This window comes from Craterilacuibacter sp. RT1T (assembly GCF_023502145.1).
In the GTDB taxonomy this organism is placed as follows: Bacteria; Pseudomonadota; Gammaproteobacteria; order Burkholderiales; family Chromobacteriaceae; genus Craterilacuibacter.
Genome location: NZ_JAMFLI010000005.1, coordinates 97,647 through 120,797 on the forward strand (window position 1 = coordinate 97,647; position 23,151 = coordinate 120,797).

The following is a 23,151-nucleotide window of genomic DNA, read 5'->3' on the forward strand; positions in this document are numbered from 1 at the left end:
GCTGTCGCCCTTCCTTTTTCCCAGACGACAAAGACAGCGATGGCTTTACCTGTATAAAATCAGCAAAAAACCCAAACTATTTAACTGAACTTAAACGAAACGGACACAGCATGATTCTGGTCACCGGCGGTGCCGGCTTTATTGGCGGCAACTTTGTTCTCGACTGGCTCGCAGGCTGCGATGAGGCCGTTATCAACCTCGATGCACTGACCTATGCCGGCAACCTCGACACGCTGGTGACACTCAAGAATGACCCGCGTCATCTGTTCGTGCGCGGTGACATAGGCGACCGCGAGCTGGTCGGCAAGCTATTAGCCGAACACCAGCCGCGCGCGGTGATCAACTTTGCCGCCGAGAGCCATGTCGATCGCTCCATCCACGGCCCGGGCGACTTTATCCAGACCAATATTGTCGGCACCTTCAATCTGCTGGAATCGGTGCGCGGCTACTGGAACGAGCTGCCAGCAGCACAAAAGCAAGCCTTTCGCTTTTTGCACGTGTCCACCGATGAGGTGTACGGCACGCTGAGCCCCGACGATGCACCATTTAGCGAAACCCACCGTGTCGAGCCCAATAGCCCATACTCGGCATCCAAAGCCGCCTCCGACCATCTGGTGCGCGCCTGGCACCACACTTACGGCTTGCCGGTGATCACCACCAATTGCAGCAATAACTATGGCCCTTATCACTTCCCCGAGAAGCTGATTCCGCTGGTCATCCTCAATGCGCTCGCCGGCAAACCGCTGCCCATCTACGGCGACGGACAGCAGATACGCGACTGGCTGTATGTCAAAGACCACTGCAGCGCCATCCGCCGCGTGCTCGAAGCCGGCCGTTTGGGCGAGACCTATAACGTCGGCGGCTGGAACGAAAAACCCAACCTCGACGTTGTGCACACCATCTGCGCGATACTGGATGAACTAAGACCGAAGCAGAATGCAGGGAAGCGGGAGCCGGGAGCCGTTCACTCCGAATCCCGAATCCCGGACTCCGGGTCCCTGGCAAGCTACGCCAGCCAGATCACCTACGTCACCGACCGCCCCGGCCACGATCGCCGCTATGCCATTGATGCACGCAAACTCGAACAGGAACTGGGCTGGAAGCCAGCGGAAACCTTCGAAACCGGCATTCGCAAGACGGTTGAGTGGTACTTGAACAACCCTGACTGGGTAGACAACGTCACCAGCGGCCACTACCGCGACTGGGTGGAAAAACAGTACGGCTAAGCAAGACGGGATCGTCCAAGCAACAAGGCGATCCCGCCAGGCCACTCTTTCACTCAATATCAGGAACAGACCACATCATGACCCAGCAACGCAAAGGCATTATCCTCGCCGGCGGCTCCGGCACCCGCCTCTACCCGGCCACAATCGCACTCAGCAAGCAGCTGTTGCCGATCTACGACAAGCCGATGATCTACTACCCGCTGTCGACCCTGCTACTGGCCGGCATTCGCGAAATTTTAATCATCTCTACCCCGCAAGACACACCGCGCTTCAAACAACTGCTGGGCGATGGCAGCCAGTGGGGCATCCAGCTGCAATATGCGGTGCAAGAAAGCCCGGATGGCTTGGCGCAAGCCTTTATCATCGGCGAAGACTTCCTCGCCGGCGCACCTTCGGCACTGGTGCTGGGCGACAATATCTATTACGGCCATAGCTTCGCCAGCCTGCTGAAAGACGCCAGCGCCAAAACTGAAGGCGCCAGCGTATTTGCCTACCATGTACACGACCCCGAGCGCTACGGTGTGGTCGAGTTCGACTCCAGCGGCAAGGCCTTGTCGATCGAGGAAAAGCCCAAACTGCCAAAAAGCAATTACGCGGTCACCGGCCTCTATTTCTACGATGCGCAAGTGGTGGAAATCGCCAAAACGATCAAACCCTCGCCCCGCGGCGAACTGGAAATCACCGACGTCAACAATGTTTACCTGCAACAAGGCCAACTTGATGTGCAGACCATGGGCCGCGGCTACGCCTGGCTGGACACCGGCACCCACGAATCGATGCTGGAAGCCAGCCAGTTCATCGCCACCATCGAAAGCCGTCAGGGCCTTAAAGTCGCCTGCCCGGAAGAAATTGCCTATCAAGCCGGCTGGATTGACGCCGCCCAGATAGAAAAACTTGCGGCACCGCTCAAGAAAAACGCCTACGGCCAGTATCTGCTGCGGCTGCTGGGCTAACACCCTCCCCCCGGCCCTCTCCCGCCTGTGGTTTACGAGCAGCAGATGGCAGCAAAACAACCTATCGATGTGTCCGTAAATACTTGACCACTACACCCTCCCTTCTCCCCAGCGGGGAGAAGGTGGCGCAAAGCGCCGGATGAGGGGGAGCGCGCAGCCACCCTCACCCCAACCCTCTCCCGCCAGCGGGAGAGGGAAAACATCAACACCATAAACTTGCTACACCAAGCCGAAACCATTAATTAGCCGCAAACCTCATGCCCTTACCCCCTCCCCCCCAGCAAGCCTGGTATCTCATCCACACCAAGCCGCGCCAGGAAGACAAAGCGCTACTCAATCTAGAGCAGCAGGGCTATCAGTGTTATCTGCCGCGCTGTGATATCGAGAAAATCCACCGCGGCAAAACGCTTGTCGTCAGCGAGGCACTATTTCCGCGCTACCTGTTTATCCGCTTGGGCAGCGGCCATGAAGGTAAAAGCTGGGCGCCGATCCGCTCCACCCTCGGTGTCAGCACACTGGTGCAGTTTGGCGGGCAGCCGGCCAAAGTAGACGATGCCCTGATCGAAGCACTACACCAACACGAACAAGCCAGCCCCCACACCGCGCTGTTCAGCCCCGGCGAAATCGTGCGCATCACCGATGGCCCGTTTATCGGCTTGGATGCCATCTATCAATGCTGCGATGCCGAGCAGCGCTCGCTCATTCTGTTGGAACTCCTGCATAAGCAGGTACGCATGCAGATCGAAACCGCCCGACTAGGCAAGATCGGCTGACATGATGCATCTGCCGCTGCAATGCAACACATATCTATCTACTATTTTGCCTTACACATCCATTCACATGGACTAGGCCGCTCTAGCCCTGTAAACTTGTTCAAGTTTGAACAGTGGCCGCTCGCGGCCACTTTACTTATCGACTTCAGCGCGCTTGCCGAACGTGACACGGTAGGGCGGTAGCGTGCCCAAAACAGCCTAAATCACCCACAAGCGCCCCATGGCCAGCCGCCAAAGCAAACAGCAACAAGACACCTATTACCGCGTAATGCGCCTGCTGCAGGACAACCCGGATCTGACCCAGCGCGAACTGGCCGAGCAACTCGGCATCAGCGTGGGCGGGCTCAACTACTGCCTGAAGGCACTGGCGGAAAAGGGCTGGGTCAAGATGCAGAACTTCGCCCGCGCCAAAAACAAGTTCGGCTATATCTATGTGCTGACCCCAAGCGGCGTCGCCGAGAAAGCAGCGCTGACCAAGCACTTTTTGCAGCGCAAACTGGACGAATACGAAGCCCTGACCCAAGAAATAGAAACCCTGCGTCAGGAAGTGAAGGCCATCAACAGCCAGCCGCCGGAATAGAGCCGCAGGCCATCTCTTCTCGCCACCAGGGGAAAGGTGGCGCACAGCGCCGGATGAGAGGCCACAGCGCCACCCTCACCCCAACCCTCTCCCGCCAGCGGGAGAGGGTGCATATCAGCACAGCACAATCCGCCCTTCTCCCCGCCGGGGAGAAGGTGGCGCATAGCGCCGGATGAGGGGCCGCAGCCAAACTACTTAGCGCATCAACAAGCAGAACGCCAAGGAAAGCCGGATGAAAATCACGCCTCTATCTATCCCCGATGTACTCATGATCGAACCGCAAGTGTTTCACGACAACCGGGGCTACTTCCTTGAGAGCTTCAATCAGGCCAAGTTCGAGCAACACCTCAAGCGCCCGGTACATTTCGTACAGGACAACCACTCGCACTCGGTTCACCATGTCCTGCGCGGTCTGCACTATCAGGTAGTCAAGCCGCAAGGCAAACTGGTACGCGTCACGCACGGTGAAGTATTCGACGTAGCGGTAGATTTGAGGATCAACTCCGCGACCTTCGGCCAATGGGCCGGCTGCATTCTGTCGGCAGAGAACCATCGCCAGGTATGGATACCGGAAGGCTTCGCCCATGGTTTTTATGTACTGTCGCCAACGGCAGATCTCAGTTACAAAGCAACCGACTACTGGTATCCGCAAGGCGAGCGCACTATTTTGTGGGACGATGCAGATATCGGCATTCAGTGGCCATTAACCATGCCACCGATTATTGCCAACAAAGACGCACAAGGCGTCAGTTTCGCTAGCGCAGAGAAATTTTGAATAACCGATTTTTGACACAAAAAAATTATCACGCGGTGAGTCGTTATCTGCGCCTCTTATCTCAGGGCCTACACATTTGCACAGCATGAAAATTACAAGCCTGCATGAATGGCTTACTGCAACTGGCTAATTGGCATTTACTGCACCGCTTTTTCCCGCCGAAACATGAATACCGCCAGATTAAGTCTAATGCAAGCCATTAAAGATATTAAATATTCACGTAAACCCAGCGATGGAATCAAGTATGATTTGAGCGAAATTTTAGCAATCGTAATTTGTGCAACGCTGTCAGATGTAAGCTCCTCCGAAGACAAGGAGCCATGAAGGCAACACAAGCTGGACTAGCTGTGACACTTCCCGCTGCTCAAGCATAGCATCCGGTCGGAAGACACTTTTTGCGTGTATTACGTGCGATGGATCCCATGCAATTTCAAAGAGTTTTTCATACCTAAAATAGGTATTCTACAATATTTACGTGAAGAAATTTCATCACATAAAAATCTAACTTACTCAACAAAAAAACACCAAAAATCATTTTGAAAAACCTAAGAAAAAATATTGCTCTGCTAATATGCATGCAAGGGGCAAACTACATCATCCCATTAGTTGTATTCCCACATTTAACAAGAACATTAGGCATTGAATCATTTGGAGTTTACAGCCTGATACTAACAATTGGACAATACCTAGTATTATTCATAGATTTTGGATTCAACCTCACGGCAAGCCAGAAAATAGCGCAAGCCTGTGGAGACAGGGATATAATTAGCAGAATATTTTGGGAAACACTCACAGCAAAATTATTTCTCGCTCTCCTCTGCACACTATTCATCATTTTTTTTTACATCTCGCAAATAAAAAATAGCACAGAGATAATTTTTTTATACCCACTAATAATTGGAACAACACTAACACCAGTTTGGTTTTTTCAAGGAACTGAACAAATATCAAGACTTACCATAATAAACATTATAGCCAGAGGATCAACGATACCACTCATATTAGCTACAGTACACTCCCCTAGTGACATAGGCAAGGCAATTGCAATACAAGGGATAGCCAGTACAATCTCCGCAATTTTATCGATAGCACAAATAAAAAGCAGAAAATTAATTAAAAAACCCAAACTTAGAATAAAGGAAATACTTAACTGCATTGCAGAGTCATCTCCATTTTTTATATCATCTATAGCCATCAGCCTATACACACTAAGCACACCAATCATATTAAGCATCACCAATACAGAAGACCAAGTTGCATTTTTTTCAGCAGCCGACAAAATAAAAACAGCAGCCCTTGGTTTATTTCTAATAACAGGCACAGCACTATACCCAAGAATCAACGCACTATTCATAACTAATAAGGAGCTAATGTATACACTATTAAAAAAAATAATTAGTACCACCTTGACACTAACCACACTGGTTGCGATTACAATAATATCGCTATCAGAAGAAATATCCACACTAATTTTAGGCAGTGCCTTCAAAGAAACGTCGACTACATTAGCCATAATGGCTCCGCAAATCGTTTTCGTAATGCTATCTGTCTCATTAGCCAATTATATTTTAATTCCAAACGGACATAAAAAAGCATACACAGCCATCCCCATCTTCGCTTCAATCATACATATACTAAGCTGCTACATCCTTTCAAAAAAGTTTGGGGCTGCCGGCGGAGCGCTATCTATCACTTTAATAGAACTGGGCACAACCATTACCCTCGCTGCGTTCTGCCTTAAGAAAGGGCTCCTTCAAAATGTATTCCGATAAGAACTTTTTAATATCTATTATCATCCCTGCTTATAACGTCGAAAATCTAATCGCACAAACACTTATCAGTGTTTGCAAACAAATAAAGAAAAATGAAACCGAGATTATTATAATTAATGACGGTTCGACAGACAAAACAGAATTAAAAATTAAAGAATATATAGAAAAGCACAGCGATACAACCATTCGATACTTAAACCAAATTAACCAAGGGTTATCTGCCGCAAGAAATACAGGTCTAGCCATCGCCACTGGAAAATATTTAACATTTCTAGACAGCGATGACATGTGGGCGGACAACTATATGCAAGTGATACGCCCACTATTGGATACTGATTTTGACATCATAGACTACAACTGCACAAAATTTACACAACACAGCGATGGAGAGATAAAAAACAGAGTTGAGGAATACATCAATGGAACACGAAAAGAGATAAGCAGAGGAGACGTTGCAAATATATTCAAAAACTCTAAATGGTATTCTTGGGCACGGGTTTACAAAAGGGAACTTTGGAAAAATATAAGATTTCCAATAGGCCGGCGATTTGAAGACTTAGCAACCACACCTCTTCTATACTTCAAGGCAAATCCAAAAAAAATATTAAGCATCGGAGATGCCATTTATCTCTATAGAATAAACCCAAATGGCATAACTCATAATTTGCGCGACAGCGACCTACAGGATATAGAGCATGCACTCAAAACAATATTTAATGCGGCAGGGAAATATAGTCATATACATCTAATAAATACAACAGAATCATGTATGCGCACAGCTAAGTATATAAAATATTGCATGCAAACACTAAACACAAAAGAGGCATACGCAAACGGCAAAAAGTGCTTAGCGGTGATAAGAAGCAATATTTCAAAAGAGTCAATAAATTCGAAAAATATAAAATACATCCCATATCTATACACCCCAAAACTAATTATCATTATATCTACTACAAATATTTACCTAAGAAAATTTCTAAGAAAAATAAAATCTACATTGAAAAATTTAATGATGTAAAATAATTTTTGAAAATACACTAAAGGCAATCATGAAAAAAATTTGTTTTTTTATTGGGAATCTAGACCAAGCCGGTGGAACAGAGCGAGTATCCTCAGTAATAGCCAATGCAATTGGCCAGAAAGGCTACGAAATCCACATGCTAAGTTTGCAGTGTGGTCAAATTCCTTTTTTCAAACTAGATACCAACATAAAATACAGTCAGCTATTTAAAAACCCAGGACGCGGCATCATACGTCTTCCAGTTGCCATTAGAAAACTAAGGGCTTATTTAAAAAAAAATCATATTGATGTTTTAATTGACGTTGAGTCAATGCTCGCACTTTACGCCATACCAGCCATAGTCGGTATGAATATACGGCATATCTGTTGGGAGCACTTTAATTACAATGTCGACTTAGGAAAAGCGACACGCAGTTGGGCACGCAAGTTAGCCGCTCGCTTTGCCGATGATGTGGTTACCTTGACCGAAGCGGATAAAAAACTATGGCAAGATAATACAACTTGCAATGCAAATATAACAACTATACCAAACCCTATTACCATCGAAATATCGACAGATATTAAAATTAAAAAAGAAAAATTACTATTAGCTATAGGCCGACTAGAGCATGAAAAAGGGTTTGACCTATTGCTTGAAGCATGGTCAAAAATTTCGACAAGGCATCCAGATTGGCGCTTGAGAATAGTGGGTAGTGGGCAAGAACATACGTCTCTAGAAAAAATACGCAACGAATTGAAGATTCAAGAAAGCACCGAGTTAGTCCCCACAACTAAGAATATCGCAGAGCACTATAATCAAGCTACATTTTTCGTCGTTAGTTCTCGTTTCGAGGGTTTTGGACTGGTAATAATTGAGGCATTAGCCTTTGGAATTCCAGTGATATCTTTCGATTGCCCATTTGGACCAAAAGAAATAATCAAAGAAGGAAAACATGGGTGGCTATGCTCAAACGGCAATACAGATCACCTATCCGACAGGATAGACCAAGAGTTAAAAAGCACCGAGAAAAACCCGGACAGATATAATAATATTTCTGAAAATTGCAAATTAAGATCCAAGGAATTTAGCATAGATCACATATCAAGATCATGGATTGAATTACTGGAGAAATAAAATTGCCTTGGCTTATACCAATATTATTATTATTAACACTTTCATTATTCGACAAATCAACAAATAAAATAAAACCTCTATTACCAATTACCCTTAGCCTCCTAATCTTAATCTACTCCATTACATTTTCAAATGGAGTAGACTGGGTGAACTATCACAACGCCTATCAAGACCAGCCGATCGAATCAATAAGTACTCGATACGAGCCGTTGTTTCATACACTATTTCAATCATTCAACTTATTATTAAATAATTACTATATCTCAAGCGTATTGTATTTTCTAACATGCATTGCTACGCTTTTTTTAATCATAAAAAGCAAAAAAAACATAGAGCACAAGTTGACTTTTTTGCTATTTATGATATGCCTGAGTGGATTAGATTTATTTATCGACCAAATACGGCAATTAATGGCTACCATAATAATAATTCAAGCAACATACACAAAAGTGTACACAGATAAAAAAAGTTGGATTCTATACGTTCTCGCTGCATCAGCCTTTCATGCTAGCGCAATCATTGCCATGCTGTTTTTATTTATAAAAGACAACAAAAAAACAAACATTATTTTTTCTACAGCAATATCGCTTATAATCGCTATTGGATTACTAAATATAGAACAAATTGCAGCCGAACTAGCAAGTCAACTTGATGTATTTATTTTTAGCAAAGTAATATACTATACAAGTCAATTCGATGTGAAATTAAGGTTTGGCGTTGTAATGGCAATAGATCTAATTATTATTGCCACACTAGTTTTTACCCCATCAAAAAAACTCACACAGCCCGACAGGAGGATTACTGGGCTGATTTTTTTAGCATCATGCTTACATATTACATTCTATCTATTCCCTATTTTACAAAGAAACATGTCCTATCTATACATCCCACATGCCTTATACGCAGCCAATCATTTTAAAGAGTTAACATCTGGGAAAACGACAACATGGAGTTTATTTCTCCTGACAGGAACAATTGCCATATCATTAATTTCTCTAACAAATACATTAACAGGGGAGCTAAGGCCTAAAATTACAGAGTGGAACATAGACTCTCCTTTTGATTTGAGCAACAAAAATAAACTACTGATACTAAAAGAACAAAGATGTAACACAACAAATCGCATCAGTCCTGGGTTTTGCTAAAATAATGAAGATTATTTTTATTATTACCGGCCTCGGCATAGGTGGTGCTGAGCGACAAGTCTGCGACTTAGCCGATAAGTTTTCCGAATTAGGTCACCAAGTATTATTAATATCAATGACTGGCGATATCATCAACCGGCCCCGCTCATCCGCAGTGGAAATTGTGGCACTAAAGATGAGTAAAAAAATACATGGATTTATCCATGCCTATTTTAAATCGCGCAAACTTATCCACAAGTTCAAACCGGATGTAGTGCACAGTCATATGGTGCACGCCAATTTATTTTCGCGTTTGCTACGTTTGACAACCTCAATACCACGATTAATTTGCACGGCTCACAGCTCCAATGAAGGTGGAGCTGTGAGAATGCTAGCTTATCGTCTGACAGATAGGCTCTGTGAGCTAAGCACCAATGTAAGTCAAGAAGCGGTCGATGTTTCCATCCAGCGCAAGGCAGCCCCCCCCCATCGCATTGTCGCCGTCTATAACGGCATCGATACTGAACGCTTTAGGTTTAATCCCGCCAGTCGGCTTCGCTTGCGAAATGAACTAGGTGTATCAGATCAAACACCATTATTGCTGGCCGTTGGGCGACTCACTGCGGCCAAGGACTATCCTAATCTATTAGCCGCTTTTGCCCAATTACCAATAACCTATACCCATGTACAACTGGTTATTATCGGTACAGGTGAAGAGGAAGGCGCCTTAAAAGAAATTGTTCACAGCCTAGAATTGACTGGGCGAGTCCATTTTCTTGGATTACGGCAAGACGTGAACGACTGGATGAGTACGGCAGATGTCTTTGTGTTGTCCTCCGCTTGGGAAGGGTTTGGTTTAGTGGTGGCGGAGGCCATGGCATGTGAGCGAGTGGTGGTAGCGACCGATTGTGGTGGTGTAAAAGAGGTGATGGGAAATTTTGGTATTTTAGTAGCGCCGCATCTACATCAGCAATTAGCAGATGGATTAACTACTGCACTTAGGCTTACTAATGATGAATATATCAAACTAGGTAAGGCAGCAAGATTACACATAAATTCAAATTTTTCCTTATCAGCTGCTGCTGGCATCTGGCTAAAACTATATAATCAAATGCAACATAAATAATGTTGGTATTATTTTGAAAAAAATCATTATCTCGTCAAATACCAGTTGGAGCATTTACAATTTCCGACTGGAGCTTATCCGTCACCTTGCAAATGGGAATTGCATTGAGGTGATCGCCCCCAAAGACAAATACACTGCCGAACTGCGTCAGCTTGGGTTTACCGTACATGAAATTGAAATGGCAAGTAGCAGTATAGCGCCCTTACAAGATCTGATTACAATATCAAGATATGCTGCATTGCTCGATAAAATAAGGCCTGATTATTATCTTGGGTTTACCGCCAAACCTAATATTTATGGTGGGTTTATAGCTGCAAAATATAGATGTAAAGTCATCAATAATATTGCAGGCCTTGGTCGCACCTTTTCTAAGCCTGGTTTTTTACAGCAATTGATGCACTTACTATATCGCATCGGACTAAGAAAAAGTCATCATGTATTTTTTCAAAATAACGATGATCTTGCCTTGTTTGAGCAGCATGGCTTACTTAAGCAATCCACACGTTCAGTACTACCGGGATCGGGGGTAAACATTAAACGCTTTAGCAGTAAAAACTATCACAATCTACAAAAAGAAATCACACACTCCTCCGCCACCACTAGAGTCAGCACAAATAACGCGGACAGTCAACCTGCCAGTTCATTTGTTTTCCTTTTCTCCGCCCGCCTTCTACTAGAAAAAGGTATTCGCGAATATATTGCAGCGGCGTACCGGATAAAAGATTTACATCCCCACGCTATATTTAAGGTATTAGGAAAGCATTCAAACACTTCGGCTGAGTTACCACAAGTAGAACTGCACAATGCGTGCGCAGATGGAACAATTGAATACCTAGGCACTACCGACAATGTTGTAGAAATACTGCACCAAGCTAACTGTTTTGTTTTGCCAAGCTTTTACCGTGAAGGCGTACCGCGTTCTTTACTTGAGGCCGCAAGCTGCGGACTTCCTCTTATTACAACGAACTCTGTAGGCTGCAAAGAAACCGTGACAGACAAATTAAACGGCTTTTTGGTTAATCCACGAGATGAGGAATCGCTTTTCCTTGCGATGAGAGCCATGATAGAGCAGCCCATTGAGGCTTACTTACAAATGGGAAAGGAAAGCAGAAAAATGGCTATCCATAAGTTTTCAGAAACTATCATTTTTGAAAGATACAATGCACTTATCAAATAAAATCACTGTTATCGGATCCGGCTATGTTGGTTTGGTTACCGGCACCTGTCTGGCAGAAATGGGCAACCATGTACTGTGTCTGGATGTCGATCCCACCAAGATCGAGTTGCTACAACAAGGTGGTATCCCGATTTACGAGCCGGGGCTGGACGAGATGGTCAGGCGTAACGCTGCGGCAGGTCGGCTGTCGTTCACGACCGACGTCGCCGAATCGGTGGCGTTCGGCGAGATCCAGTTCATCGCGGTCGGCACGCCACCGGACGAGGACGGCTCGGCCGACTTGCAATATGTACTCGCCGCTGCGCGCAATATCGCGCACCATATGGACGGCTACCGGGTAGTGGTCGACAAGTCGACGGTGCCGGTGGGGACGGCGGACAAGGTCAAGACGGCCATGCTGGAGGTGCTGGCCGAGCGCGGCGCGGCGTTGCCGTTCAGCGTGGTGTCGAACCCGGAGTTCCTGAAGGAAGGCGCGGCGATCGAGGACTTCATGAAACCCGACCGCATCATTGTGGGGGCCGAGGACGAGCAGGCCATCGCGACGATGCGCCGTCTGTACGCGCCGTTCCAGCGCAACCACGAGCGCATCCTGTGCATGGACGTACGCAGCGCGGAATTGACCAAGTACGCGGCTAACGCGATGCTGGCCACCCGCATTTCATTCATGAACGAGTTGGCGAACCTGGCAGAGACGCTGGGCGCCGATATCGAATGGGTACGCAAGGGCATCGGAGCAGACCCTCGTATCGGCTACCACTTCCTCTATCCGGGCACTGGCTACGGTGGCTCGTGCTTTCCGAAGGACGTCAAGGCGCTGGTGGCGAGCGGCCGCGAGCACGGCCATGCGATGCGCGTGCTCAACGCGGTCGAGGCAGCCAACGATGCACAGAAATTGCGTCTGGTCAACAAGGTGGTCGCCCGCTTTGGCGAAGACTTATCCGGGCGGCGTTTCGCGCTGTGGGGACTGGCGTTCAAGCCAAATACCGACGATATGCGCGAAGCGCCGAGCCGGGTCATCGTCGATGAACTGACCCGCCGCGGCGCAGAAGTGGTCGCCTTTGATCCGGCCGCCACCGATGAGGCGCGGCGGGTGATGGGGAGCAACCCCAAACTCGCGTTCGCGGCGGACATGGACAGTGCATTGCTCGGAGCGGACGCCCTGCTGATCGTGACCGAGTGGAAGGCGTTCCGGGCACCGGACTTCGAGCGTATCCGTACTTCGCTCAAGCAGCCCCTGATCTTTGACGGTCGCAACCTGTACGACCCGGCTTGGTTGCGTGGCGAAGGGTTTGAGTATCTGGCGATCGGCCGCTGAGTTGGAGGGTTTTGCCATGAAAATATTGGTCACCGGTGCCGCCGGGTTTATCGGCCGCGCGGTTTGCGAGCGGTTGCTGGAGCGCGGCGGAGCCGAGGTGGTCGGGATCGACAACCTGAACGACTACTACGCGGTCGAACTCAAGCATGCCCGCCTGGCCACGCTGCGGGGACGGGCCGGGTTTTCTTTCCGCAAGCTGGACATTGCCGACTGGGCGGCCATGGACTCGCTGTTTGCAGATGAAGGATTTGATTATGTGATCCATCTGGCCGCTCAGGCCGGCGTGCGCTATTCGATCCAGAACCCGCACGCTTACGCTGAGAGCAACCTGACCGGCTTTACCAACGTGCTGGAGGCGTGTCGCCGTTACCCGGTCAGGCATCTGGTATTTGCCAGCTCAAGCAGCGTCTACGGCCGCAATGCCAAGATGCCGTTCAGCGAGGACGACCGCGTCGACCTACCGGTCAGTTTCTACGCGGCGACCAAGAAGGCGAACGAGGTGATGGCGGCCAGCTACGCCCACCTCTATGGCCTGCCTGTGACCGGCTTGCGCTTCTTTACCGTATACGGGCCCTGGGGGCGGCCGGACATGGCACCGTGGCTGTTCACCGACGCCATCTTGGCCGGCCGTCCGGTCAAGGTGTACAACCACGGCAAGATGCAGCGAGACTTCACCTATATCGACGATATCGTCGAAGGCGTGCTGCGGGTAATGGCGCATGTACCGATAGGCGAGCTGCCTTATACGCTGTTCAATATCGGCAATCATGACCCGGTCGAGCTGATGGCCTTCATCGGGGCGACCGAGGCGGCATGCGAGTGTGAGGCGCTCAAGGAGTACCTGCCAATGCAGGATGGCGACGTGCCCATCACCTACGCCGATACCGCGCACCTGCGCGCAGCGGTGGGTTTTTCGCCGGACACCCCGTTGCGGGTGGGCATGCAGCGTTTCGTCGACTGGTTCAGGGATTATCACAAGGTTTAATCATGCAAAATATCACTAAAGCCGTCTTCCCCGTCGCCGGGATGGGCACCCGTTTTCTGCCCGCTACCAAGGCCAGCCCGAAGGAGATGCTGCCCATTGTCGACAAGCCGCTGATCCAGTACGCAGTGGAAGAGGCGGTCGCAGCCGGTATCACCGAGCTGATCTTCGTCACCGGCCGCAACAAACGGGCGATCGAAGACCATTTCGACAAGGCGTATGAGCTGGAAACCGAATTGGAATACCGTAACAAGAAGGCGCTACTCGAATCGGTGCAGGGCATCCTGCCGCCGAATGTCAGCTGCCAGTACATCCGCCAGTCTGAAGCACTGGGTTTAGGGCACGCGGTGTTGTGTGCACGCCCGGCAGTGGGCAATGCACCGTTTGCGGTGATCCTGGCGGACGATTTGATGGACAGCGAGCCGGGGGCGATTGCACAGATGGTTGATGTCTATCAGGCCACCGGCGCTTCGGTACTGGGGGTGGAAGATGTACCGCGTGCACAGACGGGCGCTTACGGGATTGTCGAGGTGGCGGCAGAGGCCGGCCAGCAGCGAGTGACCAGCATCGTCGAGAAGCCGCACCCGGATGTGGCGCCCTCTACGCTGGCGGTGATCGGCCGCTACATCCTCAGTCCACGCATCTTCGACAAGCTCTTGATCACCCAACCTGGGGCGGGCGGCGAGATTCAGCTCACCGATGGCATCGCGGCGCTACTGAAGGAAGAGCCGGTGCTGGCGCTGCCACTCGCAGGGCGGCGCTATGATTGCGGCTCCAAGCTTGGCTATCTGCAGGCGACGGTGGATTTTGCACTCAAGCACCATGAAGTTGGCGCCGGGTTCAAGGATTATCTGGCTAAGCGTTGCGTGGCGCTGGTTAAGTAAGCGCCCCTCATCCGGCGCTTTCGCGCCACCTTCTCCCGCTTGCGGGAGAAGGAATAACAAACTCCGTCATGGAGGGATACGCCGCCTGTCGGCGGCTATCCCACCCTACCGGGCTAGCTGGTCAAGCATCCGGCCCATCACGATGGGGGGTACACCGCAATTTCAGGCTGGCATCTCCTGCAGATAGAGCGTGTCGGGCGACAAGTCGATGTCTTCGTTCCAGACCACCGTTCCATATTCGACATACGCCCGCCTGAACAGCCCGGGCTCATTGAGCGCGGCATATGCGGGGAAATGGAGGTAAGGCCGCATGTCGAAGCGACGGACTTCGCCCGTCGTAAACTCGGCCTCAATGAAGTAATCATCGCCGGCCACCACCTTGACCACATCGGGCGTCATCATTGCCCCCTCAGCGCAGTGGGTCAATCTTGAACGGGGACTGGCCAGTACTCGCCAGATACCAATCCGCCATCAGTTCGTCCTGATGCAGCTCGATCCATGCTTGCACCAGTTTCATCTGCCGCTTCGGCAGATCCCCTTCCAGCAACTCGTCATCCGGGATTTTCAGTGCAGCCTTACTGTCGTTGTACCTGATGTGGATATGCGGATGGTGATGCTTTACCGTATCCAACACATACATCGCCACCAAAATCCCGTAAAGCATGCTGATCGTTGGCATGACAAGGCTTCTGTTCTTTGAGGGCAAATCATAGCATGCGAATATCTTTTCCAGTGCGGCAGGGGCTTTATCGCGCAGCGCCAGGATTGCGGCTCCAAGCTTGGCAATCTGCAGGCGACGGTGGGTTTTGCACTCAAGCCCCACCCTCATCCGGCACTGACGCGCCACCTTCTCCCCAAGGGGAGAAGGAATGGGTTGCGCTGCGGACGTGCGCCCTGGCTCGTTTGCGGGGCATGGTGGCGGCTTCGGCGGGTGGGCTCCACGATGATTGCCATAGCGGGCGACGCTGCCGCGATGCCACCCTCGCCCGTTTACAGGGGAGGGTTGGGGTGAGGGTTCAGGCTGCTTTTTTGTGTTTGATCAGTGCAGGTTTGCCATGCGGCTTTACCTTGCGTAGCACCAGACGGCGCGGGGCGCGGAAAGTGACTAGGCGGCGATAGGCCCAGATGTAAGCGGTAACAAACAGCAGCGCACACAGTTGCAGAGCCCAGGCATGGCGCCAGAACAGCAGCGCAGGGATCACCGAGCACAGCGCCACGCCCCATAGATAAGGTGCGGTCAGGCTGTTGCGGCGGGTCATGTGTTTGGCTTCCTTGCTACCCACCATCCAGCGCACCAGCCGTTTGTAAATCATCTGATGAAAATGCATGCTGTCCGGCAAGCCGGCAGCGGCCTGGCGCTTTTTGCGGCGCCAGATAGAAAACAGCGTTTCAAATACCGGGTAAATCAGCAATAGCAGCGGGAACCATGGCGATACCACGCCAGGATGGCGCGCCACCAGCAACACCGCCAGTTCGGCCAGAATAAAGCCCGCAAGATAAGCCCCCGCATCCCCGGCGAAAATCAAGCCGCGCGGAAAATTCCACACCAGAAAGCCCAGCATGGTGCCAACCATGGCCAGACTCAGCGCCAGCAAGGGAATATCCCCCACCGCCAGCGAGACAATGGCGATGGCACCCGCCACCAGCACCACCACCCCACCCATCAAGCCGTTGTAGCCGTCGATAATATTGACGGAGTGGCATACGCCCCCCACCGCAAACACGGTGAGCAGCATGGCAGCGGCCGGATACAGCGCAAGCACGGTATCCACCCCGGCGATCCCCAGCGATGGCAGCACACCGCCTACGCTAAACATGGCGATGGCGGCCGAGATAAATGCTGCGAGCAAGCGCACAAGCGGGCTGACTTTTTTGGTCAGGTCTTCTACCAGCCCGGCGATAAACACCGGCACACCGGCGAGCAATACCCCCCAAAACAGGTCATTTTCAGACGGTTGCGCCCAAAGCATCACGATGCCGCCTGCTAGCAGCCCGGCCAGCATAGGCACACCGCCGATACGCGGCGTGGGGGTAGCGTGGAATTTCTGTACCCCGCCCAGATCATGATCCATGGTGAGGCGGGCATGCAGGTTTTGGGTGCGGATCAGCACAATGCCGACCGCGAGCGAAGCAAGTAAGGCACAAAACAAAACAGTTAATAGCATGACAAATCTTCCAAAATTCAAAGCCTTCCAAAATTATGGCATAAAGTGCTACAAAAATTCTACTTGCTGCAGCGCTTATGCAGCCCTTATACCTTATATTAAAGTAGCTAATTAAATTCAGCTAATGTATCGATCCTACTGCAAACATGTTCTTCAACAAACAGATCCATATCTCGCAGCTTAATTAAACGATCGTGCGGCGACATCAAGACATCGCAGATATTAGTACTTATCTATTCGAGCTGACTATAGCGGGCTTTGAAATATTCAACAGATGAATCAGTAGCTTTTCATCAATCAGAAAGTCACTGTGAGCACCTGCATTTGATACCACCTCCCCTAACAGATATGCCACTTCAACTCCGACAGCGTAGGCTATATTTTGCCAATACAGATATGCAGACTCTTCAACCTCAGGAAATAAAATTATCATTTTACTTCCCTCAGGCGCAAATAGAGAATTAGCAAACGCAGCGCCAGTAGCACCAACAACTACACTAGCTTGAGAAAAGCATGCTACTTGTTCAGAAAAACTCATCTTCTCAGGCTGCACAACACTAAAGCCATGAGAAATTAAGAAAGCCTCTAATACATCATTATTTAAAACATTTCTGAAGCCTGAATTGCGACGAATGTAGATTTTATTAAGTAGGCAAGGGGAAATTTTTAGCCTATCAAAAATAGTTCTTCGCAACAACTTCAAACTATCATTCGAGAAAACACCATGTTTAAGAAGACTATCTCTTTTTACACGCTTATCAAATGGAATATAACCCGAAGGCGAGGCCACAAACAAAGAGGAGATTTCAGCCCACTCACCTTTATTCAGGTAAACAATATCTCGCCCTTCATCTGATACAGCACGTAGTGACGATATAATATTTCCATGAAGACCAGCATCTACCACAAGAGGAACATCTTTGTATTCAGGTAAGGAACAAAAATAGCAAATCCTTGGCAAAACCTCCGTAACCCAATGTGCGTAATTTGAAGAACATGCATCAGTAAATAGCGCCCCTCTTTTTAAAAAAATTTCAACATCAAATCTCTTCAACCTGGCAACTTTAATTAAAGGATACAAAATCAATCTAGAATGCAGTTCTTCAGATGTATAATCAGTTTTAAAGTCATACAAATCATGAACAATAAGATCCCTATTGCTTACAAATGCATTAGATCCACCAACAACATAAGAACCACTATAATTTGAAACAAAAAAATCAAGCGAAAAACTTTCTCTAACACCTGATGCGACAAGCCCTGACTTACACTCAGGAAGAACAGTTGGAGGACAAATAGAAAATGAACCTCCACGACAAAAATAGGATCTCGACAAATAATCACTTAAAGTGGATGGTTTAACATAGTAAACACCCCCTCCAAAAACAATACCCACTTTGTTTTTAAATCTAACTACAAAAGGTATAATATTATTCCAAAATAACAATGATAAAAATCGAAAAATAAAAAACCTTCTTAAATTTCGATCATAAAAACCCCAAAAAAAAGAAGATTTTGACTTATTTAAATAATAATGTTCATCTCTATACTTCATGCCTTACCCTATCTTTTCTACAAAATTCTTATTGTAATGATCAATTACAAAGTCCACGCTCCCCTCTAGTTTTATTTCACCATGCTCCAAATAAATTGCTCTATTGCACATTGAGCGCAGATGCTCTTCAGAATGGGAGACAAATACTAATATTTTACAATTATCTATCAACCCTTCCATTCGCCTCCTAGCTTTGGAAATAAACCTAGCATCGCCAGCCGCAAAAACCTCATCCAAAATCAATATATCTGGTTGAACAGCAGTAGCAATACTAAAAGCTATTCTACTTTTCATTCCAGAAGAAAGTGTCGCAACAGGAGCATCAATAAAATCTTCCATCTCGGCAAAATCCAATATTTCACCGATTTTCATAGTCATTTCACTTTTTGAGTATCCCAGAGTTGCACCACACAAATAGATATTTTCTCGAACCGTTCTTGTAACATCAAAACCCGTACCAAGTTCTAGTAGAGGAATTAATTTGCCCTCACCTCTAATCTCTCCCTCACAAGGTGGATATATTCCACACATCACACGCAACAAAGTTGATTTTCCTGCACCGTTTCCTCCAACGATAGCCAACCGATCACCATCAGAAAGATGTAGCGAAACTCTTTTTAGGGCCTCAAATGTCTCATGTTCTTCCTCTCCAAATCGTCCATTTAGCATCCCAACAATTTTCTGTTTAAGTGTAGGGTTTGAATTCCTATAAGATCTAAATGACAAAGAAACACTATCCATACTAATAAAACTCATACCTACCCTCAATAGATCAAAATCCTACACCAAAGCAAAGCCGTGCTAATAAAGCCACGCCGACGAACCTTATATTTTACAACAAAAGCCAATCGACGCAAAAAACCCATTTCGGAAAGACATGACAACTCATCCAAAAACGGGAAACATTTTGAAGAAGGAGAAACTACGTCACGCAGGGATTTAGCCTGACTTAAAACTCGACTAAAAAAAATTTTATTCGCCTTACGTGAACCTTTACCTAACTTTGAAATAAAAAACCTTGAAAGCGTTAACTCATTCACTCCTATCTGATTTCTTTCATGCTGCCTGTAATTAACACCCACATACGAGTCAAACTTAACCACTCCTTCTGCTGCTGCAAGCAGCGTAAACCACCAGTCATGCATTATCACGCCAGATACACAACTACCTAGTGACTTTTCTAAAAGTGCGCGATTCACTAGTAAAGCACAACCTGTTGTTGAGTTTTCAAAAATAAGATTTTTTACCTCTGACAACAGATTATAATTAATTTTTTTCACCCCCATATATGAAGGATGCAAAATCTTTAATTGTTGATCTACTACAGCCAAATCACAATACACTGCTACAGGCACTGGATCTAAAAAATAATTCTCCGACTGCCTCATAAAACATATTTGATTTGAAATTTTATTCAAATTCCAAACATCGTCTTGATCCGCAAAAAAAACATAATCAGCCCCCAAACCATAGGCGTGCTGACTGAGTAAAAAAAATGAAGCGGCCGTACCTAATTGGCCATAATTATCCTCGACAAATTTTATTCGGCAATCTGTTTTTACATAATTATCAATAATCGAAAGAGTGGAGTCTGAAGACCCATCATCTCTAATTAACAAAACCCACTCACGAAAATACTGCGAAATAATACTATCTAACTGCTGCGAAATAAAAAACTCTCCATTATAAGCAGCAAGCACGATATAAACTTTCATTCCAGTCAAACCCTAAAAACAATCGACTTAGAAAACTTTACATTACAAATAACCCCCAGCAGAAAAATAGAAAAACTACTTACTATAGGAAGTAAAAAATCGACAGTACTCACCCCCCCTCCATAAATGGAAATCTGAAATAAATTAATGAAATGGTGAAAAACATTAAAATACATCATAAATTGATACTGTTCAGGAAGTGCACTTACCGGATAAATAATTGCACTCAAATAAAACAAAGACTGCAGAGCAACACCGACAATGTGCTGCACATCCCTAAAGTACGTAACTACTATTGACATAATCAACGCCATGCCCAATCCAAAAACATAAACCAGTAAAACAGACAAACCAAGTAAAAAAATATTAATATGCATCACCAAACCAAAAACAGCACAAAGTAGTAAGACAGCTGCAACCGAAAAAAACAGACCCACCAATTCTGCAGAAACAAAAACAAAAGGAATAAGCAAACTAGGCATATGAATGCTTTTAACTAAGCCTCGACTATGGATAAAGCACTCCCCTCCCATCGCCAAACTATTAGAAATGAATGACCAGCAGACTATTCCAGACAAAAGATATACCGTATAATTTGGTATGGAGAATCTTGCTATCAAAGGAAATATCAACACCAAACCAAGCATGGTAAGCAATGGGTTTAATAACGACCATGCAACTCCAATAACAGAGCCATGATAGCGGTCTGTCACCCTATTTTTCACCATGAGCGAAAACAAAAATCTTGCCTTCCAAAAATTAACCAATGCATTTTTAGCCGCATACAACAGATTATCTGGGCGTGCGGAATAAGACCATTCCGTAGAAATATTTAAATCCTTCATATTTTTTTTCCAAAATAGCTCATAAGCAAAATATACAAGATAACAAGAGTTTTTTTGATCAGTAAAAAACGTAACTCTCCGCTAAAATAGCTGAGATTAGCGAATGCAGTTTTGAGCAACTCAAAATGTATCCTCCGCACTCTTGACTCATTATTTTTAGATGCATTAAATGAATGTAGCCTATAATAAGAAACAACCTCATCCAAATAAGCTACTCGGCCATCGGCCACCATTCTCAAATATATATCCCAGTCTTCTACTTTTCTTTTATTATTAAACCCGCCCAACGAGCACAAGTAACTCTTTCTATAAATAACGACGGGGCCTGGAACAGCCCAACGCCAAATGATCTCCTTAGCAAGCTGATGACTTGATTGCAAATATCCCCCCTTCCGAACACCATGCATTTCAAATATACCGCTAGAAAATATCTTGGAACCCACGTTATCTACAACCATGCAGTCTCCAAAAACTGCACCATATTCATGATGAGCATTCAAAAAATTTACTCTAGAGGCAATTCCTCCCGATATTAAACCATCATCACTTGCCAATGGCAAAATATACTCCCCCCTGGCTAGCGCAATACATCTATTTAATACCTTAGAAACTCCTGAATTTTCTTGGCTAATAAATTTAATTGGTATTTCATGATCATGATCTTTGATCCAACGCTCAATCTGCTCAGCGGTACCATCTTGAGAACCATCATCAATGATAACTATTTCAATATTCGGATAGCCCTCATTTAACACACTATCCAAACACTCTTTAACAAAGGATGCATGATTATAGGCGGGAATGATCACACTAACTAACGGTTCCATGTGGCACCTACTGAATTAGCTTGAATTACAAGCCATGCCAAGATTATATAAAAAATCAAATCATTCCAAACCTATAAAAAACACTACTCTATTTAGTAAAAAAATTCTTGATAGATTCAATCACAAAATCCACTTCGCGATCTGTCATTCTCGGTGAGATAGGAAGACTAATTACTTGATCCTGCATAATTTCAGCAACAGAAAAATCACCTTTTTTATAGCCAAGGCTAGAATAAGCTTTTTGTAAATGTGGAGCAATCGGATAATGAATCATAGTGGCGATACCGATTTCAGCGAGTGCGCTTTGAAGCTGTTGGCGTTCGTGAGTACGCACCACATACAAATGCCATACAGATTTTACATCAGCAGGCATAAAGGGCAAAGTCACAGGACAACCTTTAAGCCCTTCAGAATATTTGGTTGCAATTTCACACCTTCGTTGAGTTTCATCATCCAGATATTTTAACTTTACTCGTAAAAATGCAGCTTGCATTTCATCCAGGCGGCAATTAAATCCTTGTTCTTCATGCACATATTTTTTCTGAGATCCATAATTTGTCAGCATGTGTAACTTGTGTGCAAGGCATGTATCATTAGTGGTCACCGCACCTCCATCACCCAGCGCTCCAAGATTTTTACCTGGATAAAAGCTGAAACCTGCAGCATGGCCAAGACTGCCTACTTTACGGCCTTTATACAAGGCTCCATGTGCTTGTGCAGCATCTTCTATTACTTTCAAACCATGCTTGGTCGCAATGGCCATAATTGCATCCATATCGGCTGGTTGCCCATACAAATGAACAGCAATAATGGCACGAGTACGTGGTGTAATAGCGGCCTCTATACGTGCTGGGTCAATATTACAAGTAGCGTCACAAGGTTCAATCGGTACCGGCGTAGCGCCCGCATAAGTAGCTGCGAGCCAAGTTGCTATATAGGTATTAGAAGGAACAATGACTTCATCACCTTCACCTATACCATAGGCACGCAGGATAAGATGTAATGCATCCAACCCATTACTGACACCAATGGCATGAGTCGTTTCACAATAATTTGCGAACTCTTGCTCGAATGATTTGACTTCCTGACCTAAGATGTACCAGCCGGAATTTAACACTCGGTCAAATGCTACTTTTAGCTCCGTCTCATGAGCGATATTTATAGATTTTAGATCTAAAAATTGAATATTCATTTTGCGCTATACTTAAATTTTTAAAAAAAT

The 23,151-nt window shown here is 46.7% G+C and carries 23 protein-coding genes; 14 read left to right on the forward strand and 9 right to left on the reverse strand.

Going from position 1 to position 23,151, the window contains the following annotated elements; translation table 11 throughout:
• Positions 1-110 precede the first annotated feature (110 nt).
• From rfbB to galU, 14 genes are all read left to right on the forward strand, one after another.
• Positions 111-1,226: a dTDP-glucose 4,6-dehydratase gene (rfbB, locus tag M3P88_RS09720; protein WP_249615848.1), complete on the forward strand. Its 1,116-nt coding sequence runs from the start codon at positions 111-113 to the stop codon at positions 1,224-1,226.
• Positions 1,227-1,303: 77 nt separating this feature from the next.
• A complete protein-coding gene (gene rfbA / locus M3P88_RS09725; RefSeq protein ID WP_249615849.1) occupies positions 1,304-2,179 on the forward strand; it encodes a glucose-1-phosphate thymidylyltransferase RfbA in 876 nt (291 codons plus the stop codon).
• Between the two features lie 257 nt (positions 2,180-2,436).
• The gene (rfaH, locus tag M3P88_RS09730; protein ID WP_249615850.1) at positions 2,437-2,952 is read left to right on the forward strand and encodes a transcription/translation regulatory transformer protein RfaH; all 516 of its coding nucleotides are present in this window, start codon (positions 2,437-2,439) and stop codon (positions 2,950-2,952) included.
• Positions 2,953-3,172: 220 nt separating this feature from the next.
• The gene (locus M3P88_RS09735) at positions 3,173-3,532 is read left to right on the forward strand and encodes a MarR family EPS-associated transcriptional regulator (protein ID WP_249615851.1); all 360 of its coding nucleotides are present in this window, start codon (positions 3,173-3,175) and stop codon (positions 3,530-3,532) included.
• A 232-nt stretch (positions 3,533-3,764) separates the two neighbouring features.
• The gene (rfbC, locus tag M3P88_RS09740) at positions 3,765-4,307 is read left to right on the forward strand and encodes a dTDP-4-dehydrorhamnose 3,5-epimerase (protein WP_249615852.1); all 543 of its coding nucleotides are present in this window, start codon (positions 3,765-3,767) and stop codon (positions 4,305-4,307) included.
• Between the two features lie 575 nt (positions 4,308-4,882).
• Entirely contained in the window at positions 4,883-6,079 is a 1,197-nt protein-coding gene (locus tag M3P88_RS16085) for an oligosaccharide flippase family protein (RefSeq protein WP_502798955.1), read from the forward strand.
• Positions 6,066-7,097, forward strand: a complete 1,032-nt coding sequence (locus M3P88_RS09750; RefSeq protein ID WP_249615854.1) for a glycosyltransferase family 2 protein — start codon at positions 6,066-6,068, stop codon at positions 7,095-7,097. Before M3P88_RS16085 ends, M3P88_RS09750 begins: the two co-directional genes overlap by 14 nt.
• A 31-nt stretch (positions 7,098-7,128) precedes the next feature.
• Positions 7,129-8,214, forward strand: a complete 1,086-nt coding sequence (locus M3P88_RS09755) for a glycosyltransferase family 4 protein (RefSeq protein ID WP_249615855.1) — start codon at positions 7,129-7,131, stop codon at positions 8,212-8,214.
• Positions 8,215-8,216: 2 nt separating this feature from the next.
• Entirely contained in the window at positions 8,217-9,359 is a 1,143-nt protein-coding gene (locus tag M3P88_RS09760) for an EpsG family protein (RefSeq protein ID WP_283773164.1), read from the forward strand.
• 4 nt (positions 9,360-9,363) lie between these two features.
• The gene (locus M3P88_RS09765; protein WP_249615857.1) at positions 9,364-10,464 is read left to right on the forward strand and encodes a glycosyltransferase; all 1,101 of its coding nucleotides are present in this window, start codon (positions 9,364-9,366) and stop codon (positions 10,462-10,464) included.
• Between the two features lie 13 nt (positions 10,465-10,477).
• On the forward strand, positions 10,478-11,641 hold the full coding sequence (locus M3P88_RS09770; protein WP_249615858.1) for a glycosyltransferase family 4 protein: 1,164 nt from the start codon (positions 10,478-10,480) through the stop codon (positions 11,639-11,641).
• Positions 11,625-12,956 carry a UDP-glucose dehydrogenase family protein gene (locus M3P88_RS09775; RefSeq protein ID WP_249615859.1) on the forward strand — a complete coding sequence of 444 codons (1,332 nt, stop codon included), beginning with the start codon at positions 11,625-11,627 and terminating at the stop codon, positions 12,954-12,956. The genes M3P88_RS09770 and M3P88_RS09775 overlap by 17 nt, the downstream gene beginning before the upstream one ends.
• 16 nt (positions 12,957-12,972) lie before the next feature.
• The gene (locus M3P88_RS09780) at positions 12,973-13,941 is read left to right on the forward strand and encodes an NAD-dependent epimerase (RefSeq protein ID WP_249615860.1); all 969 of its coding nucleotides are present in this window, start codon (positions 12,973-12,975) and stop codon (positions 13,939-13,941) included.
• A 2-nt stretch (positions 13,942-13,943) separates the two neighbouring features.
• On the forward strand, positions 13,944-14,822 hold the full coding sequence (galU, locus tag M3P88_RS09785; protein WP_249615861.1) for a UTP--glucose-1-phosphate uridylyltransferase GalU: 879 nt from the start codon (positions 13,944-13,946) through the stop codon (positions 14,820-14,822).
• A 162-nt stretch (positions 14,823-14,984) separates the two neighbouring features.
• Here galU and M3P88_RS09790 read toward each other — a convergent pair whose 3' ends face one another.
• The 9 genes from M3P88_RS09790 to M3P88_RS09830 form a co-directional block, all read right to left on the reverse strand.
• Positions 14,985-15,224 carry a DUF2442 domain-containing protein gene (locus tag M3P88_RS09790; RefSeq protein ID WP_249615862.1) on the reverse strand — a complete coding sequence of 80 codons (240 nt, stop codon included), beginning with the start codon at positions 15,222-15,224 and terminating at the stop codon, positions 14,985-14,987.
• 7 nt (positions 15,225-15,231) lie between these two features.
• Positions 15,232-15,669, reverse strand: coding sequence for a DUF4160 domain-containing protein (locus M3P88_RS16005; RefSeq protein ID WP_249615863.1), 438 nt, complete (start codon positions 15,667-15,669; stop codon positions 15,232-15,234).
• 169 nt (positions 15,670-15,838) lie between these two features.
• Complete coding sequence (locus M3P88_RS09800) at positions 15,839-16,987, reverse strand: MraY family glycosyltransferase (protein WP_249615864.1); 1,149 nt, start codon at positions 16,985-16,987, stop codon at positions 15,839-15,841.
• A 229-nt stretch (positions 16,988-17,216) separates the two neighbouring features.
• Positions 17,217-18,542 carry a glycosyltransferase family 61 protein gene (locus M3P88_RS09805; RefSeq protein ID WP_249615865.1) on the reverse strand — a complete coding sequence of 442 codons (1,326 nt, stop codon included), beginning with the start codon at positions 18,540-18,542 and terminating at the stop codon, positions 17,217-17,219.
• Positions 18,543-18,545: 3 nt separating this feature from the next.
• Positions 18,546-19,298 carry an ABC transporter ATP-binding protein gene (locus M3P88_RS09810; RefSeq protein WP_249615866.1) on the reverse strand — a complete coding sequence of 251 codons (753 nt, stop codon included), beginning with the start codon at positions 19,296-19,298 and terminating at the stop codon, positions 18,546-18,548.
• A gap of 8 nt (positions 19,299-19,306) precedes the next feature.
• Entirely contained in the window at positions 19,307-20,257 is a 951-nt protein-coding gene (locus M3P88_RS09815; protein WP_249615867.1) for a glycosyltransferase family 2 protein, read from the reverse strand.
• A 5-nt stretch (positions 20,258-20,262) separates the two neighbouring features.
• A complete protein-coding gene (locus M3P88_RS09820; protein WP_249615868.1) occupies positions 20,263-21,102 on the reverse strand; it encodes an ABC transporter permease in 840 nt (279 codons plus the stop codon).
• Positions 21,099-21,929, reverse strand: coding sequence for a glycosyltransferase (locus tag M3P88_RS09825; RefSeq protein ID WP_249615869.1), 831 nt, complete (start codon positions 21,927-21,929; stop codon positions 21,099-21,101). The genes M3P88_RS09820 and M3P88_RS09825 overlap by 4 nt, the downstream gene beginning before the upstream one ends.
• 88 nt (positions 21,930-22,017) lie before the next feature.
• On the reverse strand, positions 22,018-23,121 hold the full coding sequence (locus tag M3P88_RS09830; protein ID WP_249615870.1) for a DegT/DnrJ/EryC1/StrS family aminotransferase: 1,104 nt from the start codon (positions 23,119-23,121) through the stop codon (positions 22,018-22,020).
• Positions 23,122-23,151 lie beyond the last annotated feature (30 nt).

What these genes read in the sequence shown, in the direction of transcription:
- rfbB (WP_249615848.1), top strand. Translation starts at nt 111, where the DNA reads ATGATTCTGGTCACCGGCGGTGCCGGCTTTATTGGCGGCAACTTTGTT.
- rfbA (WP_249615849.1), top strand. Translation starts at nt 1,304, where the DNA reads ATGACCCAGCAACGCAAAGGCATTATCCTCGCCGGCGGCTCCGGCACC.
- rfaH (WP_249615850.1), top strand. Translation starts at nt 2,437, where the DNA reads ATGCCCTTACCCCCTCCCCCCCAGCAAGCCTGGTATCTCATCCACACC.
- M3P88_RS09735 (WP_249615851.1), top strand. Translation starts at nt 3,173, where the DNA reads ATGGCCAGCCGCCAAAGCAAACAGCAACAAGACACCTATTACCGCGTA.
- rfbC (WP_249615852.1), top strand. Translation starts at nt 3,765, where the DNA reads ATGAAAATCACGCCTCTATCTATCCCCGATGTACTCATGATCGAACCG.
- M3P88_RS16085 (WP_502798955.1), top strand. Translation starts at nt 4,883, where the DNA reads ATGCAAGGGGCAAACTACATCATCCCATTAGTTGTATTCCCACATTTA.
- M3P88_RS09750 (WP_249615854.1), top strand. Translation starts at nt 6,066, where the DNA reads ATGTATTCCGATAAGAACTTTTTAATATCTATTATCATCCCTGCTTAT.
- M3P88_RS09755 (WP_249615855.1), top strand. Translation starts at nt 7,129, where the DNA reads ATGAAAAAAATTTGTTTTTTTATTGGGAATCTAGACCAAGCCGGTGGA.
- M3P88_RS09765 (WP_249615857.1), top strand. Translation starts at nt 9,364, where the DNA reads ATGAAGATTATTTTTATTATTACCGGCCTCGGCATAGGTGGTGCTGAG.
- M3P88_RS09775 (WP_249615859.1), top strand. Translation starts at nt 11,625, where the DNA reads ATGCACTTATCAAATAAAATCACTGTTATCGGATCCGGCTATGTTGGT.
- M3P88_RS09780 (WP_249615860.1), top strand. Translation starts at nt 12,973, where the DNA reads ATGAAAATATTGGTCACCGGTGCCGCCGGGTTTATCGGCCGCGCGGTT.
- galU (WP_249615861.1), top strand. Translation starts at nt 13,944, where the DNA reads ATGCAAAATATCACTAAAGCCGTCTTCCCCGTCGCCGGGATGGGCACC.
- M3P88_RS09790 (WP_249615862.1), bottom strand. Translation starts at nt 15,224, where the DNA reads ATGATGACGCCCGATGTGGTCAAGGTGGTGGCCGGCGATGATTACTTC.
- M3P88_RS09800 (WP_249615864.1), bottom strand. Translation starts at nt 16,987, where the DNA reads ATGCTATTAACTGTTTTGTTTTGTGCCTTACTTGCTTCGCTCGCGGTC.
- M3P88_RS09805 (WP_249615865.1), bottom strand. Translation starts at nt 18,542, where the DNA reads ATGAAGTATAGAGATGAACATTATTATTTAAATAAGTCAAAATCTTCT.
- M3P88_RS09810 (WP_249615866.1), bottom strand. Translation starts at nt 19,298, where the DNA reads ATGAGTTTTATTAGTATGGATAGTGTTTCTTTGTCATTTAGATCTTAT.
- M3P88_RS09815 (WP_249615867.1), bottom strand. Translation starts at nt 20,257, where the DNA reads ATGAAAGTTTATATCGTGCTTGCTGCTTATAATGGAGAGTTTTTTATT.
- M3P88_RS09820 (WP_249615868.1), bottom strand. Translation starts at nt 21,102, where the DNA reads ATGAAGGATTTAAATATTTCTACGGAATGGTCTTATTCCGCACGCCCA.
- M3P88_RS09825 (WP_249615869.1), bottom strand. Translation starts at nt 21,929, where the DNA reads ATGGAACCGTTAGTTAGTGTGATCATTCCCGCCTATAATCATGCATCC.
- M3P88_RS09830 (WP_249615870.1), bottom strand. Translation starts at nt 23,121, where the DNA reads ATGAATATTCAATTTTTAGATCTAAAATCTATAAATATCGCTCATGAG.